We start from the raw sequence: 16,358 nt of genomic DNA on the forward strand, positions 1-16,358 counted from the left end.
ATTAAATTGATTTACATTAAAAATTTTGATGATATGGATGTATTGTGGTGAACTCTGTGCATTACATCTGCAAACAAATCAGCACAGGACAACACTTTGATTTTCTTTTGCTCGTGGTCTACGGGAATGGAATCCGTTACGATCAATTCCGACAATTTTGACTCTTCTATTCTTTGGTATGCTTTGCCCGAAAGCAATCCATGTGTTGTTACGGCGCGTACGCTTTCGGCACCTCTCTCCATCATCAAATCGGCAGCTTTGGTAAGTGTTCCGGCGGTATCCACCATATCATCTACCAACACTACATTTTTTCCCTGAACATCCCCTATAAGTTCCATGTGGGAGATAACATTCGCTTTGGCCCTTTGCTTATAACAGATGACCACTTCACACTCCAAAGCCTTGGAATAGGCGTAAGCTCTTTTGGAACCGCCCATGTCGGGAGATGCAATGCACAAGTTGTCAAGATTCAAACCTCTTAAATAAGGTAAGAATAGGGTAGAGGCGAACAAATGGTCCACGGGCTTTTCAAAAAAACCTTGGATTTGGTCCGCGTGCAAGTCCATTGTAATAATCCTGGTGGCACCTGCGGTCTCCAACATTTTCGCTACCAATTTGGCCGCTATCGGAACACGGGGCTTATCCTTTCTATCTTGTCTGGCCCAGCCAAAGTAGGGCATAACGGCAGTAATGTGTCTTGCGGATGCTCTTTTGGCGGCATCCAGCATCAACAACATTTCCATCAAATTTTCCGAACTTGGGTTAGTGGAGCCTATGATAAATATTCGGGCTCCCCGAATAGATTCTTCGAACGAAGGCTGGAATTCGCCATCGCTGTAACGGGAGAACTGGATTTTTCCCAATTCCGCACCATAGGAAGCGGCTATTTTCTTGCCCAGCTCAACACTTTGGGTGCAAGCAAAAATTTTAGGTTCGGGAACTTGATAGGCCATTACAAATTCTTGTTAACTAGCGTTTTAAAGTACTTTAAAATAAAGAGGTGCAAATTTAAAAATTAAATTGGGTTGCTCAAGGATAAATCAAAGTATTTTTTGGTGATAAATAAAAAATATTTTTTAGCTTTGCACTCGCATTTGAAAATGTGTACCAAATGCCTTGGTGGCGGAATTGGTAGACGCGCTGGATTCAAAATCCAAATTTGAGAAGGGAAAAAAAGTATGCCGAAGTGGTGGAATTGGTAGACACGATGGATTCAAAATCCATTGCTCACAAGGCTTGCGGGTTCGATTCCCGCCTTCGGTACTAAAAAAGCTGAGATGAAAATCTCGGCTTTTTTTATGACTTGGTACAACATTAGGTACAACATTTTGCTATTTTGAAGGCAACATTTTTATTGATGTTAAATTCTTCTATTTGTTTTTAAACCCTATGAATTTACTATCAGAATAATAAACTTTATCTAATCACGACCTTACTTCTTCGTAAGGGAAGTTTATTATCATACAATATACACGCAAGGTAAACTCGTAAAATACTTCCATCAAAAGACTACGGCATAAAGCCAACGCTTCTTCCCCTACTCATTTATTCCGTTTCCTTTTGAGCCAAGATTTTATCTTCCGTTTGGTTTCTGCTCAAATATTGTTTAATCAAAAATTTGAGTATTATGACAACAAAAGCGAGTACCACAAAGAAGCGCAGTAGAGCGAAATCTACTGCCAAGAAAGAAGTAAATGGAAAGAAATCCAAAGCACTTCAAATTCAGAACTTACCGTTGGGTAAAATCAAGCCTGACCCAGAACAGCCGAGAAAGACGTTTAACGAAGATGCGTTAAAGCAGCTATCTGAGAGTATCGAAAAGCACGGTGTGTTGCAACCAATCACGGTAAGGCAACTAAATGACCATTATGTCATCGTGATGGGCGAACGCCGATATCGTGCAAGTAATTTGGCTGGAAAGAAGACCATACCCTGTATCGTGAGGACTTATAAAAACAATGATGTTCTTGAAGTTCAGATTATCGAGAATCTGCAAAGACAGGATGTCGAGCCTACCGAAGAAGCCGAGGCGATTGCTTACCTAAGCGAGAAATACGCACCTACTGAAATTGCAAAGCGATTGGGAAGAACGGATAACTTTATCAGACAGCGACTTAAACTGGCTGGATTGATTGACGGTTTTAAGCACTTTGTCCGCAATGGCGAAATGACGATTTCCTTAGGTGTTGGTGTTGCGCTATTTGAACCGGAAGAACAGCTGATGATGTTAGAAACGATGGGCGAAGATTTTAATGCACATCAGATAAACAGGATGATTAAAGACCAGACCTATGATTTGGAAAAAGCATCCTTTGATGTAGCGGACAAAAAATTAGTCCCAAAAGCTGGGTCTTGTGTAGAATGTCCGTTCAATGCGGCCAATCAAGGCAATCTGTTCGGCGAAGGTCAAATGGTCTGTACAAAAGCAGCTTGTTATGAGACCAAGAAGAACAAGTCGTTCTTGAACCTCATTGAGAAATCGAAGAAAGAGAATATTTTGATGATTCCCGAAATAAGGAAGTATTGGGCGGATGACAAAAACAATCAATTAATCATTTCCCAGTTGGAAAAGAACGGATTGAAAGTCTATTTACTGGATGATGCTGAAATTATAGAAAATCCAATTGAACCTACAATAGAGGCAATTAAGAAAGAATACCAACATTATGACTATTCTGAAGATGAATTAAAAGCCGAATTTGAAAAAGCGTTGCAAAATTACAAAGAAGCATTGGAAGAATACAATTCAGCAAATGAAAATGGGTTTACAAATGGCATTTTGTTTCATCCCAAAACTTACAGGAATAAAGAGGTCTTTGTAAAAATTGTCGAAAAATCAAAGAACGATTCTACGGAATATTCGGCACCATTGGCCAACAGAAAAATGGCAGATTGTACACCTGAAGAACAAATCGTAAAAATCAACGAAAGGGAAATCCGCAAGAAGCAAATAGAGAACAATAAGCAATTTGAGGAAGTTGTGCAGATGATTCGTGAGACGAAATACATTGATACAAAGAAGACACTTTCAACAGATGAAATGGTCGCATTCTCGATATCACTATTTGAAAACAACGTGGACTATATGAGCCAGCAGAAGTATTTCTCAAAATTCCTGAGCGACACTTCAAAGATGACCAGAGTTGAAATGGTAGAGAATTTCAAGAAGAAGTTCAAAAAGGAAATCTTCCATAAATTGATACGGTATATGCTCACGAGGCAAGTGCATTTTGGCGAAAGCAATCACGTCAATAATCTTACCAACATTTCATTTTATAATGCGATACAGGGATATTATAAATCCAAGATTGCCGGCATAGAAAAGGAATATGCCGAAAAACGAGACAAGCGTGAAGCACGTTTGAAAGAGCGCATCACGGTTCTTGAAAAGCAAATTCAGGAACTCAACGATTAGCTTTTGTTGTTTGAAGAAGGGTCGGCATTCGTGCTGGCCCTTCTTCTTTTTTATGATAGTGTTTTGAAAGATGGGTTCTTAAGGAAGGGGTTATCAATCAATAGTTAGTGCAAAGGTAAACTCGTAAAATACATCCATCAAAAGACTACGGCATAAAGCCAACGCAACTTCCTACGCTTATTTATTCCGTTTCCTTTTGAGCCAAGATTTTAACTTCCGTTTGGGTACTGCTCAAATATTGTTTAACTAAAATTCAAAAGCTATGTATTTACAAAATTTGCAACAGGATGAAATCTTTGTTCCATCAGAAATGAAATCCTTAAAGAGTCTGACACAGATGGAATCTCGAAGAGGGCTTGAAAATGCTATTATCTCAAATGGCAAAATTGTCAACGTGGTATCGAACAGTTACGGACACATTCCGAATCAACTATTCTTCAAGAATGCTGAAGAAATGTTGACCGATGCACAGCTAAACTTTCATAAACGAACCATCAACAAAAATGATAGGTCGTTCATTACTGACTTTATTATCAATGATAAAAGCCAGTTTACCGTAAAGAACGATAAGGACTTGATATTGCCGATGCTTCGGTTCAAGAATTCGTACGACGGAAGTGAAAAGACCTCTGGTCACTTCGGTTTTTATAGAGAAGTGTGCTCAAATGGTCTGCATGTTTCTCAGGCAGAAATCGAGTTTTCCATCAAGCACAGTAAGAACAATACGCACTTGATTATGCCGAGGCTGAACAATCTATTCGATAAGTTTCTGGACAATGAATTCTACACCATTACAAAGAAATTCGACAAGATGAAGGAATTTAAAATCATCGACACACAGGAATTTGTAAAGGCGATTCTCGACAAAACGAAACTATTCCGGTATGAATGTAGCGACAAGAACAGCGACCCATCGAAAAAATCTCGTGAGGTCATCGAAACCTTGAACTATGAAGCCTTGTTGCTCAATGAAGAACCAAATCTCTGGTTGGGCTATAATGCGTTTAATTCAGTACTTCATAATGTCTTAAAGAAAAGCTTTGGCCAACAGGAACGCTTAGATAAAAAGCTGTTTGATGAAGTCTATGCTATGGCATAAATTAAATAAAGGTTTGTCCAGTACCTCAAACTGGATTTTTTATATAGATGATTAAAAATTTCGGTTTTTTCTTTCTCGATAGCGCTCATCTCTAATTTCAGCAAAGTAGCCAGACATTCTGTAAGATTTAGCGTGTTGGGTTTGTTTGACAAATGAAAAATTTGGTTTAATGGTATATGGTGTTTTATGATGTTGCACTATTACTGATTCCGTTTCTTCATCTTCTTTTACAGGGTCGAATTGTTTTAATTCTAATTTCTTTTGTCCTTGAAATCGTTGAGAACTTTCCAATATCTGTTCAAACTGAAAGTCTGTTACTTTTTCATTACCATATAGCGTCTTATTTGCATAAAGACAGGTGAGGGTATTTAAAAATTCTACATCGCTTTCATTTAATAAAATATCGCTAAACTGATTCCTATATCCAACTTTATACACTTTAGGGTCATACATTACTAAGGTCAAGTCGGGCGACAATGGATAAAATATTTGCAATCCTTTGCTAAGCATCCCATAATGACCAAATGAAAAATTACGTGATTCTAAAAATTGATTGTATTTTGAAACGGGATTATCGCTCGTAATTAGTGACTTATTTGTGTTGTTTTCAAGAAGCTTTATCTGTAAGTCCAGCATCATAGGCAAACTGTTTAGTAAAATATCCAAGGCTTTCTCACTTGCATCGTCATATCCAAAAAAGTGAGTGTCAAAATCAAAATCTTTAAATTTTGAATCAAACTTCATTGCAGTTTTCATTGTTTTATCTACCACGTTGTTAAATTCGTCAACATTGGCTCTCGTCCGATATGCTTGAAGTAAAATAAATAACCATATCCAGTAATATTCGTCAGATTTATTCTTAGGCAATCGCTTCGACCTTATTATTTCCTTTAAAATTACCGAGGTTGTGTCTTCAATATTTCCGAACCATTCTTCTCGCTCTAAGTCTTTTCCATAAAAATAGTCCTCTTGCGCCTGATTTTCTAAATCTGCGTTTTGAATTATTTTACCAGTTCTCTTTATGCAAACTTTTATTTTTTTATGATTATTAGCAACGCTGAAAAATTTCAAATAAAATTTTGGAACGTAGTGTTGCTTCTTCTTTTCTGCCATACAGTAAATAATTGTATTTAAAATTTTAAGGTCAATCCTAATTTGAGATTGTAAAGGTAGAAAAATACCAATTTTTGCCACTTAATCTATATAGTGGCGAAAATTTGTTTTCAAATATTCGCCACTTTTTTGTATTTTTGGCAAAGTTTTGATTTTTAACTATGCCAAAGATTATAGAAAATAAGCTAATAGAGAACTTCAAGGACAAAAGTTCTTTTGATAGAGATGAACTCTATGACTTTTATCTAAATTTTGAACCAGACCTAAAGGAAAGCACCTTTAGTTGGCGAATTTATGACCTGAAGAAAAAGGACATAATTAAAACCATTGGTCGTGGACTTTATGTTATTTCCTATAAACCTAAATATAAGCCTCTTCTATCAGATAGTGTGTTCAAAATAGCCCGTAAAACCAATGAGCGTTTTGAAGATATAAAATATGCCATTTGGGAAACCCAATGGCTCAATGAGTTTTCTCAGCACCAGACGTCAAATCAAATGATTGTCGTCGAAGTAGAAAAAGAGTTTGTAGACTCACTCTATTACTATCTAAATGATAATCTAAGAATGGATTTTTTCCTAAATCCAGATGAAAAGGAAATTCAATTCTATATTTCAGAAAGTAACGTCCCAGTTATCATTAAACGTTTGGTGACAAGGGCACCTATCCAAAAAATAAAAAATAAAAAAGCGGTAGTGCCCATTGCAACTCTTGAAAAGATTATGGTGGACCTGTTTGCAGATGAAAATCTGCTACATTTTTACCAAGGCTCAGAAATGACAAATATCTACGAGAAAATTATTGACACATATAACATCAATTTCACAAAGCTTTTTAGCTATGCCAAAAGACGCAAAAAGGAACAGGAAATCAAACAATTTATAAGCAGGCACGTTCCAAATTTTTTAGAAGACATTCAGTATGATTAATGACAAAAGCTTTACAAAGGAATGGCTGGATAGCTTCCGTGCAAAAAAGGAACATAAAGGCATCAATGTAACCATTCTTGAAAAAATGGTTCACGCCCTATCATTACTGGAACATCTAAAAGTTTCAGGACTTGATTTTGTTTTCAAAGGGGGAACATCACTTGTGCTTTTGCTAAAAGAAGGGAACCGATTTTCTATTGATATCGATATTATTTCGAGCGTTGAGCGTGATAAATTAGAAGAAATTTTGGATGCAGTTGTAGCCAATTCACATTTCAAAAAGCACGTGCTTAATGAGCATAGAAGTTATAAGGAAGGTGTTCCAAAGGCACATTATACCTTTGAGTTTGATTCAGTTTATAACCCAAACGTTTCAGGAACCATTCTATTGGATATTCTTTTTGACAGTCCGCACTACCCAGCACTCGTTGAGACTTCAGTAAATACACCCTGGCTTTCTGTTGACGAAACGGCTACAAAAATCACTACACCTTCCATAGATTCTATTTGTGGCGATAAGCTGACCGCTTTTGCACCAGAGACTATAGGAATTCCATATTACAAAGGAGACCAATTATTTGCAATGGAAATCTGCAAGCAATTGTTCGATTTAAGCAAATTATTTGAAAACATTACAGATATAACAACGGTAAAGAAAAGTTTTTCCGCTTTTGCGAAAGCAGAGTTATCCTATCGAAGTTCAGATAAAGAGTTTAGTAGTAGAGAGCTTACTGAAAACGACGTGCTTTGGGATTCTTTAAATACCTGTGCAATTCTCGCAAGACGAGAACGTAATCCAACAGCTGAAACAAAAGAGAAATTTGCCAATTTAAATCTTGGCATACGCAGTTTCGGTAGTGCATTCCTAATGACCGGAAATTTCAGAATAGAAGAAGCACTTGCAGCTTCGGCCAGAGTAGCCTATTTGAATGCCATTCTTCTGCAAAAAGAGGTTGTTGAAATCGAATATTATGAAGGTCAAAACATAAGTGAACTCACAATTGAAAAAGCAGATTGGGCATTTTTGAACAGACTAAAACGCCAACCCGATAAATCTATATTTTATTATTGGTACAAGGCTGTAGAACTATTGTAACTTAACGTGAATGGACTTAAAGTATATTATAGAAATCTGTGTCGCTATCGACATCGCAATTTTGGGTATAGCATATCCTATTATCGTGGATAAAATATCCAATATAGGCCACAAGTTTTCATCAAACTATCTGGCTAATGCTTTTGAAAATGAATTTCCGCAGACAAAACTTTTTGGGATATTTCCCGGAAGGTCAAGAAGAATAACAGTATTTGAATGGGTTTTGTTCTTTACAATCGGCTCGTTTATATTCTTAATATTAGACCGTGAACCACTATTTTGGAAGGATAGTTGGATGATGCAAAACTCAGCAAAACTTCTAACGCTATTCTTAACAGTATCATTGGTTGTCATTTTTATTATTTGGTTAGATAAGGTTTCGCTGTACAATGGCAAGTCCACACGTTTGCTTACCTATATAATTTCCGAATACCGAAAGCTAAAAAAAGATCAAGATGATAAATACCATTTTAAGATTATCAATGAACTTGCAATATTTGCCATTAGGACACAGGATAAAGGTTTAGAGGAAACATTGGTTAATTTCTACACGGAAGAATTCAATAATTACCGTGCTAACTTCATTAGACCAAGAGAGGAAGAAAAACCAGATGGATTTGAAAACTTTAAAGTTGAGTTTAATCACGAGTTTCATTATGGTATTAGGGAAATTATAAGAGAAGTTGCCAAAGGTAGAAATGAAGACTTGCAAAGTCTCGAATATTTTGTTGTAAGTGGCGTATGGTTAATGGGACAAGGTATTTTTGAAACCCCCATCTCAAATGACACCTATAAAGAACTTTGGCGCAATGTTGTACTTATATCAAACAATCCCAAATTTGTAGGTAACTATTGGGGTACGGCACATCAATATTTCAATTTTGGATTGCAACGAGTCTTTGGCACAGATTACAATTTTGAGACTAAAAAATATGATAACCAGTCATTAATAGATAAAAGAGACAACGAAAGAAAACGTTTTTTTGAGTTTCACTTGGCATTAGGAGGCTTATTGATTTATCAGAAAAACTATGAAGCCCTTAAAACATTATTTACATACACACAAAACCAGCCACCTAAATATGTTCTGCTGCCTAATAATATGACCGAGATTTTTACGTGGTTCAGTAGCTTTAAAGACGAGTTTGGGAGAGGTAATTACCCTATTGATTTATCATACCCTTTCCCAGGATTGGATAATTTAGGAAACAGAAGGCGTGTTACATTCTACATCTGTCAGTATTTGACGTTGCTTTTTCTAAGGCAGTTTAAATTGCCTAAATACAATACCTACGATAACTTCACAGGACAACCTAATTTACCACAAACCGAAGTGTTAGAACTATTACTGTGGCAAGAATCCATAAATTATTTCAGGTTTTGTTTAAAAAAGGTGTTGAAAGATGAAAATCTCTTAAATACAATATGATATGAAAAAGAAGGAGATAAAGAAGCTAAAAAAGAAGTCATCAAAATTTATTGATGTTCTCGAATCATCACTTGAAGAGGCTATTGAGGCTGCAAGATTAAATGCGGATATTGACTACGAAAAAGAATGGCAATTCTATGAAAAATCTAAAGATGCGATTGTTGGTGCATTAGAAAAATTTGATACCATCCAAAATACTGAGGAGAGTTTTGACGGAGAGCCTACTATTTCCTTCGGTGTAAACGGTACAATGAATTTATTTCAAAAATCTGCATTTACAACTGGAGATATTCCACATCTAAATGCAGACACGATATTATCCCAGCAGATAGTTTACCAGAACATCAATTATTATATTCCCAACGCATTTTTATCAGCTCGGAAAAAACGGTATCTTCTTCGTAAAGAAGATTTAGTAAAAGGGATAGAAAAATTGGGTTTTAATGTGGACAGAGATATTATTGTAGCAATGAATCTTAATATATACGGTATCGATGATTTCCAGAACATTGAGGAACACATTACCCGAGTTCCATCTACAGGACTCAAAAATGTACTATTCGTTTTACCGAAAGCCGATTTGCCTATCTTAAAACATAAAGAACTTGATTTAAGTGAGCGAAAAGAGCATCAACTTGGAATATTGGATGATGATAGAAAAATCTATGGTTCTTTAATTGACCTAACACAAGATGCCAATGCGAAACATAGAGAAAAATGGAAAAATTCAAACATTGATTTTGCAACCGATTTAAAAGTGCAGTTAACTGTAGCTTTTATTACTGAAGTTGTTTGGAAAGCCAATGCTAATGTAGTTCAAATTAATATTGAAACTTCATTAAAGGAACAGGGTATCGTAAACGAGCTGTCTGATATAGAGAAGTTGGTGCCAAAAAAGGAATCTGATGATTGAGTTCAGAAACCCTCATCATATAGAACCACCAGGCGTTTTGCGACAAATTCTATCTCATCCCGCAAATGACACAGAAGTTATTGAACTTGCAGTTTTTCAAGAACATCGTTACGCATTTTTCTATTGGAACAAATGGGTGCAAGAGAAGAAACCTAAGAATCCACCTTGTTTGGTCTCATTGGATTGGCATCAGGATTTATGCTGTCCGTGTGACACAGAAAAAGAATGGCTCGATAAATTGGATTTGACAAGCGATGCAGAAGTTGCTTTGTTTTCTTGGGCCAAATTAGCTGGAAATAACGATGGGCATATTCTGTGTGCGGCATATCTTAACTTGATTGGCGATATTTATGTGTATTGTAGGCAAGAAATGGGACCAAATACTTGGCAAGATGAAGAATTGATAGACACCTATGGCAACAAACACACCATCAAAAAATTCAAAACTTATGAAGGTCTTCAAGATGCACTTTTGAAGTCGTCAGAGTCGTCCGTATTTTTTGATATTGACTTGGATTTCTTTTCAGTAAATAACGGCCTGAGTGATGGCTCGTTCGAATTCACGTATCTTCAGGAAGAAGAAATAAGAACGATGTTAGATAAAGACCATCCGCTAATAAGTTGGATTTTTGAGCGCATAAAAGGGTTTACTATTGCAACAGAACCTGAACATTGTGGTGGGCTTTTAAAAAGCAACAAATTTCTTGACCTAATTAGTGACATTTATTTCAACCCAGAGTTATTTGCACCAAAATGTAATTGGATTTGGAAGCCTAAGTATTAATAATCCACTCAGCACATTCCCCTACATTCCACGCTCGCCTGCTGAAAAAGCAGGCAACCACTTCACTTCGTGAAAAGAGCTTCACTATACAAGTCTTGGACACAATTCCCAATTTCAGCTTTCCATTTCGCTAACCTTTCCCGCTGCGCTGGAAAGGAACACTTCATTCCAGAGCCAAAATCGTGGATTAAGTCCGCTTTTTTAATCGGAAAGCCATCGGCTTGATTTTCTTGACAGGATTTTCGGCGCGGTCTTCTTGAGCCCTCACTCGAAAATCCTTAAAAACCAAACCGCTGTCTTACACATTTTAAGGGGTTTATAATGGATAAAGCCTTTGTTGTTTTTCGGGTCGTCGAAAAACAGGCACGACATAACCAATTCTAATATAAACACAGCCACTTATTTCGCTTAACTGTCGGTACGCTCAAACGCAACTGCGTTTAAAAGAATTGCTAATGCCCTTATGGAACTTGTCAAGACTGTACGAGTTTTAGTGAAAAATAAGGTTTCTACTTCCTTGAATCCCGATAGCTATCGAGATTACTACGTCGCAAACACACCTGATTTATTCCCTAAAAGTCTTGACAAAACCCACTCTATCCATTGTGCGATGCACAGAAGAAAAGAACAAACACCCCTTAAAATTTAATCTGTTTTAAATCAATAGGGGAAATATAAATCACTTAAATATTTTATTATGAGTACTATTAGAAATCACGTACAATTGATTGGAAACGTTGGGCAAGAACCAACCATCACGAACCTTGAAAGCGGTAAGAAAGTAGCCCGCTTCTCACTCGCTACAAACGAGTATTACAAAGACAGCAAAGGCGAAAAGCAAACGGACACCAACTGGCATACCGTAGTAGCTTGGGGCAAGACTGCTGAAATCGTTGAGAAATTTGTCGAAAAAGGCAAAGAATTAGGAATTACAGGGAAACTAAAGACCCGAACCTACACGACCGATGATGGCAACCAACGCTATGTAACGGAAGTCGTAGCCGATGAAATCCTTCTACTTGGAAGTAAAAGCGATAAGTAATCTTCAAAATAAAGAGGGCGTTCCTCTCGAAAGTTGCGCCCTCTTTTTCATTATTCACACATTAAATATATGCACAATGAAAGCACAAGTTAACGAAATAAAAGAGCGATTGCAATATTTTACGGGAACAGAAATGTTCTATCAAATCCCCTTACTAAGAACACGTTTTACGGACGGATTGAAATATTTGTCAGAAGTAGCAGAATGTTTTTGGCTCATTACGGACACTTCCGTAATTGCAAAAAGTCTGATGAACCGAAGCGAATTTATAACCATAGACTTTAAAAGATTGCCCGAGGAAAAACAAAATTTTACAGGATATGAAGCTGAAATTATTTATACAGATGGCAACGACAATATTTTGGAAAAACACGGCTATCGGGCAACCGATTTTCCGCTCGATGAATTGCGGTTATTTTTTGTAAATGATACGCTGATGTTACCAAGCGAATATTAAAAATTCAGGCTATGGTTTATCTCAATTTTACAGACTTGAGCGAGGAGGCTCAAAACCGACTTTTAGAGGATTCTAAAAAAAACGTGGAACGAAAATTTGGCGATGATATTCGCAAATACGTAAGGGAAAATTACACCTGTTTTGAAACGATGATAGAGGAAGAAGCATTACGAAATTTATATTCCTATAAGTTCATATTCAACATCTAATTTTCTAAACTTAATAATCAAGCACCTCTAAATTTTGGAGGTGTTTTTTCTTTTCAAGTAATTCCAGTTCAATAAAAAAACCGTATCTTTATTTCGCTGAAATTCAGCACACATAATTTATATAGCTACCCTATTTTTAACTTTCGCTGGTAGCTGTATCCATCTATATTTTACATATTGGAATTTCCGAATTCCTAAAAGGGCAATTGGCTTTTTAGCCAGATTGTATGAAATTTTTGTCACGCTTTGGCGTGACGAAAAGGAATAGCAAGAGGGTAACGGGCAGAGCCGCGTTACATATTCCTTTTAGCTTATAACCAATTGATTTTCAACAACTTGAAAATTAATGGATTATATATATTTCTTCGATTTGCGTCAAATGCCCTTGAACAACCTGTAAACAGGGATGGATTTACGTCAAATACACAAAAAAAGCGAAAGAAAATGGATTCATTCATCACCATCAGGTTCAAAAGGAAAACTGCCAAACGTTTTCAGGAATTTTCAAAGACACACTTCAAGACCCATACCGAAGCAATGGAAAATATCCTTGATTTTTTCTTCTATAACGAGATATCGCCAAAGGAAAAATTGGGTCCGACAGGGCGAACCATCGAAGCCAAACTATTAAAAAGAATCAATGCAGTCATCGCTATAATGCGTGATGTTGAAAAGACACAAACCAAACCCACGGTCGCAATGATTCAATCCCTTTTTGAGACAGAACAGCCAAACAAAAAACCGCTGATTTTAGAAAAGAAATATGCCGAAGAAAAAAAGGAAGTACGCTTCCGTGAAAAACAAAATCCAAGTAACCAACTGTAAATTTTTGAGCTATGTATATTACAATCTCACCTCAAAAAATAGGAGGTAATTATTCTAAAAGTTCGGCTGATTTTGTTGGCTATCTGGAGAAGGAAAACCAAGGATTGGAACAACAGGATATGGAGCATTTTTTTAACCAATATGGCGACGAGATTTCAGCAGAGGAAGTGGTCAGGGAAATTGATAGCAATACCGCAAAACTTGAAAAGCACGAGCCACGGTTTTATTCTATTATCGTAAGCCCTTCACAATACGAACTGAAACGGTTGCAAAACCATAATAAAGATTTGCAAAAATATACCCGGGAGATTATGAAGGATTATGTGGCTTCATTCAACCGTGAAATAAATGGGCGACCCGTCAATATCGATGATATAAAATACTATGCAAAAATTGAACACCAAAGAACCTTTAAAGGAACAGATAAACAGGTGCAGGAAAACCAGCCTTTTGCCACAAAAATACTTCAATTAAAAACTGAAGTCCGAAATGTGCTAGATGGACGAGCAGAAGGAAATGTGAAAAAATTGGAAAAAGAAATCGGGAAACTAGAAAGAGAAGCACCGCACCAACAGAACGGAAAACGAATAGTACAAGGAATGCCAAAAGCAGGAGACCAAAGCCATTTACATATTATCGTTAGCCGCAAGGATGCATCAAACCGATTCAGTTTGTCACCTGGAAGTAAATATAAAGCTTCCGACGTTGAATTAAATGGTAAAACGGTAAAACGGGGATTTGATAGAGATGGGTTTTTTGAGAAAGCAGAAAAGACTTTTGATAAGACTTTTGGCTATCAAAGGAACTTCGCTGAAACCTATAAGGCAAGAAAGGATTTCATCAAGAATCCGAAAATCTATTTTGCATCGTTGATGAAACTACCAACCAACGAAAAAGCGATTGCGTTCAAATTAATGCGTGAAAGTAATATTCCAATAATGCCGAGTATTCCGGTCACGCAGGCACAATTGGTAATGAAAATATTTAACAAGCTACGACGTGGTGCGGAAGTGGCCATCAAATCAAGTTCCATCGGAATCTAACTTAAAATTATACAAATGGACAATCTCGTAACAGTACTTTTTATTATTGGTGTAGCCAGTGTTGTTTTCTATGGAATATTTCGGGTTAGCAGATATGCATTTGTCGTCAATTTTCTATTGATTGGCGCTTTTGTGTATTATTTAAATGAACAATTACCATTGGTGCAAATAGCACTTTATTTTGTTTGTCCTCTGATATTAATTAATATAGGAATGTATGTATTCTTGCATAAAACGGACGAGCCTAAAAGTGGAAATGCCAAATATCAGGTCAACTTTGCCACTACAAAAGGAAACTTCAAACTGGATAACATCAAACGTGGTGCATCTATAATCGGTTCTGCGGGAAGTGGAAAGACCGAAAGTGTAGTCTATGGTTTTTTGAAACACTTCGAAAAAGAAGGGTTTTGCGGAATTATCCACGACTACAAGGATTTTGAGCTTACTGAAATGGCTTATCCCCTTTTTAAAGATGGTAATATCCCGTTTAAGGTCATTTCCTTTGATAAAATCATACATAGGGTAAATCCTATTGCACCACGCTATTTAGAGAACGAGGAAAGCGTAAACGAAGTTTCAAGGGTATTGATTGAAAACCTTTTGGAACAACGGGAATCTGGAACAACTGGAACGACCAAATTTTTCAATGATGCTGCGGAAGGCTTGATTGGTGGATTGATTTGGAAATTAAAAACTACCTATCCACAATTCTGTACCCTTCCACATTTAATCGCCATTTATCAATATCTGGACACAAACAGCCTTATCCAGTTTTTGGAAACCAATACGACATCGAGGGCAATGGCAGATGCTTTTATAAGTGGAAAAGATTCTGAAAGACAGACCGCAGGAGTAAAAAGCACCTTGGCCAATGCTTTTAAACGAATTAGTACACACCGCATTTTTATGGCGTTGTCTGCGGACGAAGTGCCACTCAATATAAATAGTCCTGAAAATCCAACTGTAATTTCGGTCGTGAACAATCCCAAATTTGAAACTTCGTATTCTCCTGTGATTGCCACCATCATCCATACCATTACAAAACAAATGAGTGTACGCAATGCAAAGCCTTCTTTTTTGATGATGGAAGAAGCACCAACCATTCGTTTATTGAATATGCATCGTATTCCTGCGACACTTCGAAGCTATAATATTTCTACGATTTATGTGATGCAGGACAAAATACAAAATGATATGATGTATGGGGACAAGGCAAGCAAAGCGATTTTAAGCAATCTATCCTACCAATTTTTCGGCAAGGTCAACGACCCAGATACTGCCAAATATTACGAACGCTTTTTTGAAATTATCAAAGACCCTACGAAGAGTATAAGTCGTGGGCATAATCTGGATTTTGATACGCGAATAACAACGGGCGAAAAAGAGATACCGAAGATAAGAGCAGACGTTTTCTTTCGATTAAAACAGGGCGAATTTATAACCTATGCTGATGGTAAGGATAAGAAAGTGCAGTTTAAATTGTCAAGAATCCAAAGGCAACTTCCTGAAGAATCCAAGCAATTTTCTCAGGCGGATTTAGCGGATAATTTTGATAGGATTTATGATGAGGCGAAGTCTATATTTAATTAAGAAAGACAATCTTTCAATCAAGATCAATGATTGAAATCTCTTTCCCGAACTTTTCAATTAATTGTTTATCTGTAATTTTTTCAGGAAATGCCATCGCCAAAAGATGTTTAGGTCTCGACATCGCAACGTAGATTATACGTTTCTTTTCTTTAATGAAACCATCGGCATCAGGCTCTAAATCTCTAAAATTAATATTGCTTGCGTGGTTTTTTTCATCAAAAAATATTAGGATAGCATCCAATGTTTTTCCTTTAACTTGATGAACTGTGGTCAGCGAGCTGGTTTTATCAATATCGACACGATTGAAATGAGCTGTGATAGGGTCTGTTCTCGTAGCCTTTGCAAAATATTTTGAAGTTTTCTTTATTTTAAATGGATAGGGCGGTCAATGTATACCACCTGCGGCGGATGAAA

16 protein-coding genes and 1 tRNA gene are annotated in these 16,358 nt (G+C 36.7%); 14 read left to right on the forward strand and 3 right to left on the reverse strand.

Features of this window, described 5'->3' with window-relative positions; translation table 11 throughout:
- Nucleotides 1-11 precede the first annotated feature (11 nt).
- Complete coding sequence (locus tag K1F36_RS16200; RefSeq protein ID WP_176618808.1) at nucleotides 12-953, reverse strand: ribose-phosphate pyrophosphokinase; 942 nt, start codon at nucleotides 951-953, stop codon at nucleotides 12-14.
- A gap of 227 nt (nucleotides 954-1,180) precedes the next feature.
- Here K1F36_RS16200 and K1F36_RS16205 point away from each other — a divergent pair.
- The 3 genes from K1F36_RS16205 (at nucleotide 1,181) to K1F36_RS16215 (ending at nucleotide 4,514) form a co-directional block, all read left to right on the forward strand.
- Nucleotides 1,181-1,263, forward strand: a tRNA-Leu gene (locus K1F36_RS16205).
- Nucleotides 1,264-1,627: 364 nt separating this feature from the next.
- Entirely contained in the window at nucleotides 1,628-3,415 is a 1,788-nt protein-coding gene (locus K1F36_RS16210; protein WP_008610915.1) for a ParB/RepB/Spo0J family partition protein, read from the forward strand.
- A 262-nt stretch (nucleotides 3,416-3,677) separates the two neighbouring features.
- Nucleotides 3,678-4,514 carry a DUF932 domain-containing protein gene (locus K1F36_RS16215; protein WP_220114768.1) on the forward strand — a complete coding sequence of 279 codons (837 nt, stop codon included), beginning with the start codon at nucleotides 3,678-3,680 and terminating at the stop codon, nucleotides 4,512-4,514.
- A 51-nt stretch (nucleotides 4,515-4,565) separates the two neighbouring features.
- On the opposite strand, the gene K1F36_RS16220 is transcribed toward K1F36_RS16215, so the two are convergent.
- Nucleotides 4,566-5,627, reverse strand: coding sequence for a DUF4238 domain-containing protein (locus K1F36_RS16220; protein ID WP_220114769.1), 1,062 nt, complete (start codon nucleotides 5,625-5,627; stop codon nucleotides 4,566-4,568).
- A gap of 161 nt (nucleotides 5,628-5,788) precedes the next feature.
- Between K1F36_RS16220 and K1F36_RS16225 the strand changes: the two genes are divergently transcribed.
- The 11 genes from K1F36_RS16225 (at nucleotide 5,789) to K1F36_RS16275 (ending at nucleotide 15,944) form a co-directional block, all read left to right on the forward strand.
- Nucleotides 5,789-6,556 carry a DUF6577 family protein gene (locus tag K1F36_RS16225; protein ID WP_220114770.1) on the forward strand — a complete coding sequence of 256 codons (768 nt, stop codon included), beginning with the start codon at nucleotides 5,789-5,791 and terminating at the stop codon, nucleotides 6,554-6,556.
- The gene (locus tag K1F36_RS16230; RefSeq protein ID WP_220114771.1) at nucleotides 6,549-7,652 is read left to right on the forward strand and encodes a nucleotidyl transferase AbiEii/AbiGii toxin family protein; all 1,104 of its coding nucleotides are present in this window, start codon (nucleotides 6,549-6,551) and stop codon (nucleotides 7,650-7,652) included. Before K1F36_RS16225 ends, K1F36_RS16230 begins: the two co-directional genes overlap by 8 nt.
- Nucleotides 7,653-7,662: 10 nt before the next feature.
- On the forward strand, nucleotides 7,663-9,081 hold the full coding sequence (locus K1F36_RS16235) for a hypothetical protein (protein ID WP_220114772.1): 1,419 nt from the start codon (nucleotides 7,663-7,665) through the stop codon (nucleotides 9,079-9,081).
- A 1-nt stretch (nucleotide 9,082) separates the two neighbouring features.
- Nucleotides 9,083-9,994 carry a hypothetical protein gene (locus K1F36_RS16240; RefSeq protein WP_220114773.1) on the forward strand — a complete coding sequence of 304 codons (912 nt, stop codon included), beginning with the start codon at nucleotides 9,083-9,085 and terminating at the stop codon, nucleotides 9,992-9,994.
- The gene (locus tag K1F36_RS16245) at nucleotides 9,987-10,778 is read left to right on the forward strand and encodes a UPF0489 family protein (RefSeq protein ID WP_220114774.1); all 792 of its coding nucleotides are present in this window, start codon (nucleotides 9,987-9,989) and stop codon (nucleotides 10,776-10,778) included. Before K1F36_RS16240 ends, K1F36_RS16245 begins: the two co-directional genes overlap by 8 nt.
- Before the next feature lie 697 nt (nucleotides 10,779-11,475).
- Nucleotides 11,476-11,820, forward strand: coding sequence for a single-stranded DNA-binding protein (locus K1F36_RS16250; protein WP_220114775.1), 345 nt, complete (start codon nucleotides 11,476-11,478; stop codon nucleotides 11,818-11,820).
- A gap of 76 nt (nucleotides 11,821-11,896) precedes the next feature.
- Nucleotides 11,897-12,277, forward strand: coding sequence for a DUF6876 family protein (locus tag K1F36_RS16255; RefSeq protein ID WP_008610919.1), 381 nt, complete (start codon nucleotides 11,897-11,899; stop codon nucleotides 12,275-12,277).
- Nucleotides 12,278-12,288: 11 nt separating this feature from the next.
- Complete coding sequence (locus K1F36_RS16260; protein ID WP_008610922.1) at nucleotides 12,289-12,486, forward strand: hypothetical protein; 198 nt, start codon at nucleotides 12,289-12,291, stop codon at nucleotides 12,484-12,486.
- 444 nt (nucleotides 12,487-12,930) lie between these two features.
- Nucleotides 12,931-13,311 carry a BfmA/BtgA family mobilization protein gene (locus K1F36_RS16265; protein WP_008610923.1) on the forward strand — a complete coding sequence of 127 codons (381 nt, stop codon included), beginning with the start codon at nucleotides 12,931-12,933 and terminating at the stop codon, nucleotides 13,309-13,311.
- A gap of 11 nt (nucleotides 13,312-13,322) precedes the next feature.
- Nucleotides 13,323-14,354, forward strand: a complete 1,032-nt coding sequence (gene mobB / locus K1F36_RS16270; protein ID WP_128759353.1) for a MobB family relaxase — start codon at nucleotides 13,323-13,325, stop codon at nucleotides 14,352-14,354.
- Nucleotides 14,355-14,369: 15 nt separating this feature from the next.
- The gene (locus K1F36_RS16275; RefSeq protein ID WP_258539118.1) at nucleotides 14,370-15,944 is read left to right on the forward strand and encodes a type IV secretory system conjugative DNA transfer family protein; all 1,575 of its coding nucleotides are present in this window, start codon (nucleotides 14,370-14,372) and stop codon (nucleotides 15,942-15,944) included.
- Between the two features lie 13 nt (nucleotides 15,945-15,957).
- Here the strand turns inward: K1F36_RS16275 and K1F36_RS16280 are convergent, their stop codons facing one another.
- Complete coding sequence (locus K1F36_RS16280; RefSeq protein WP_313790083.1) at nucleotides 15,958-16,311, reverse strand: 3'-5' exonuclease; 354 nt, start codon at nucleotides 16,309-16,311, stop codon at nucleotides 15,958-15,960.
- Nucleotides 16,312-16,358 lie beyond the last annotated feature (47 nt).

This window comes from Flagellimonas abyssi, assembly GCF_019457905.1.
Classification (GTDB): Bacteria; Bacteroidota; Bacteroidia; order Flavobacteriales; family Flavobacteriaceae; genus Flagellimonas; species Flagellimonas abyssi.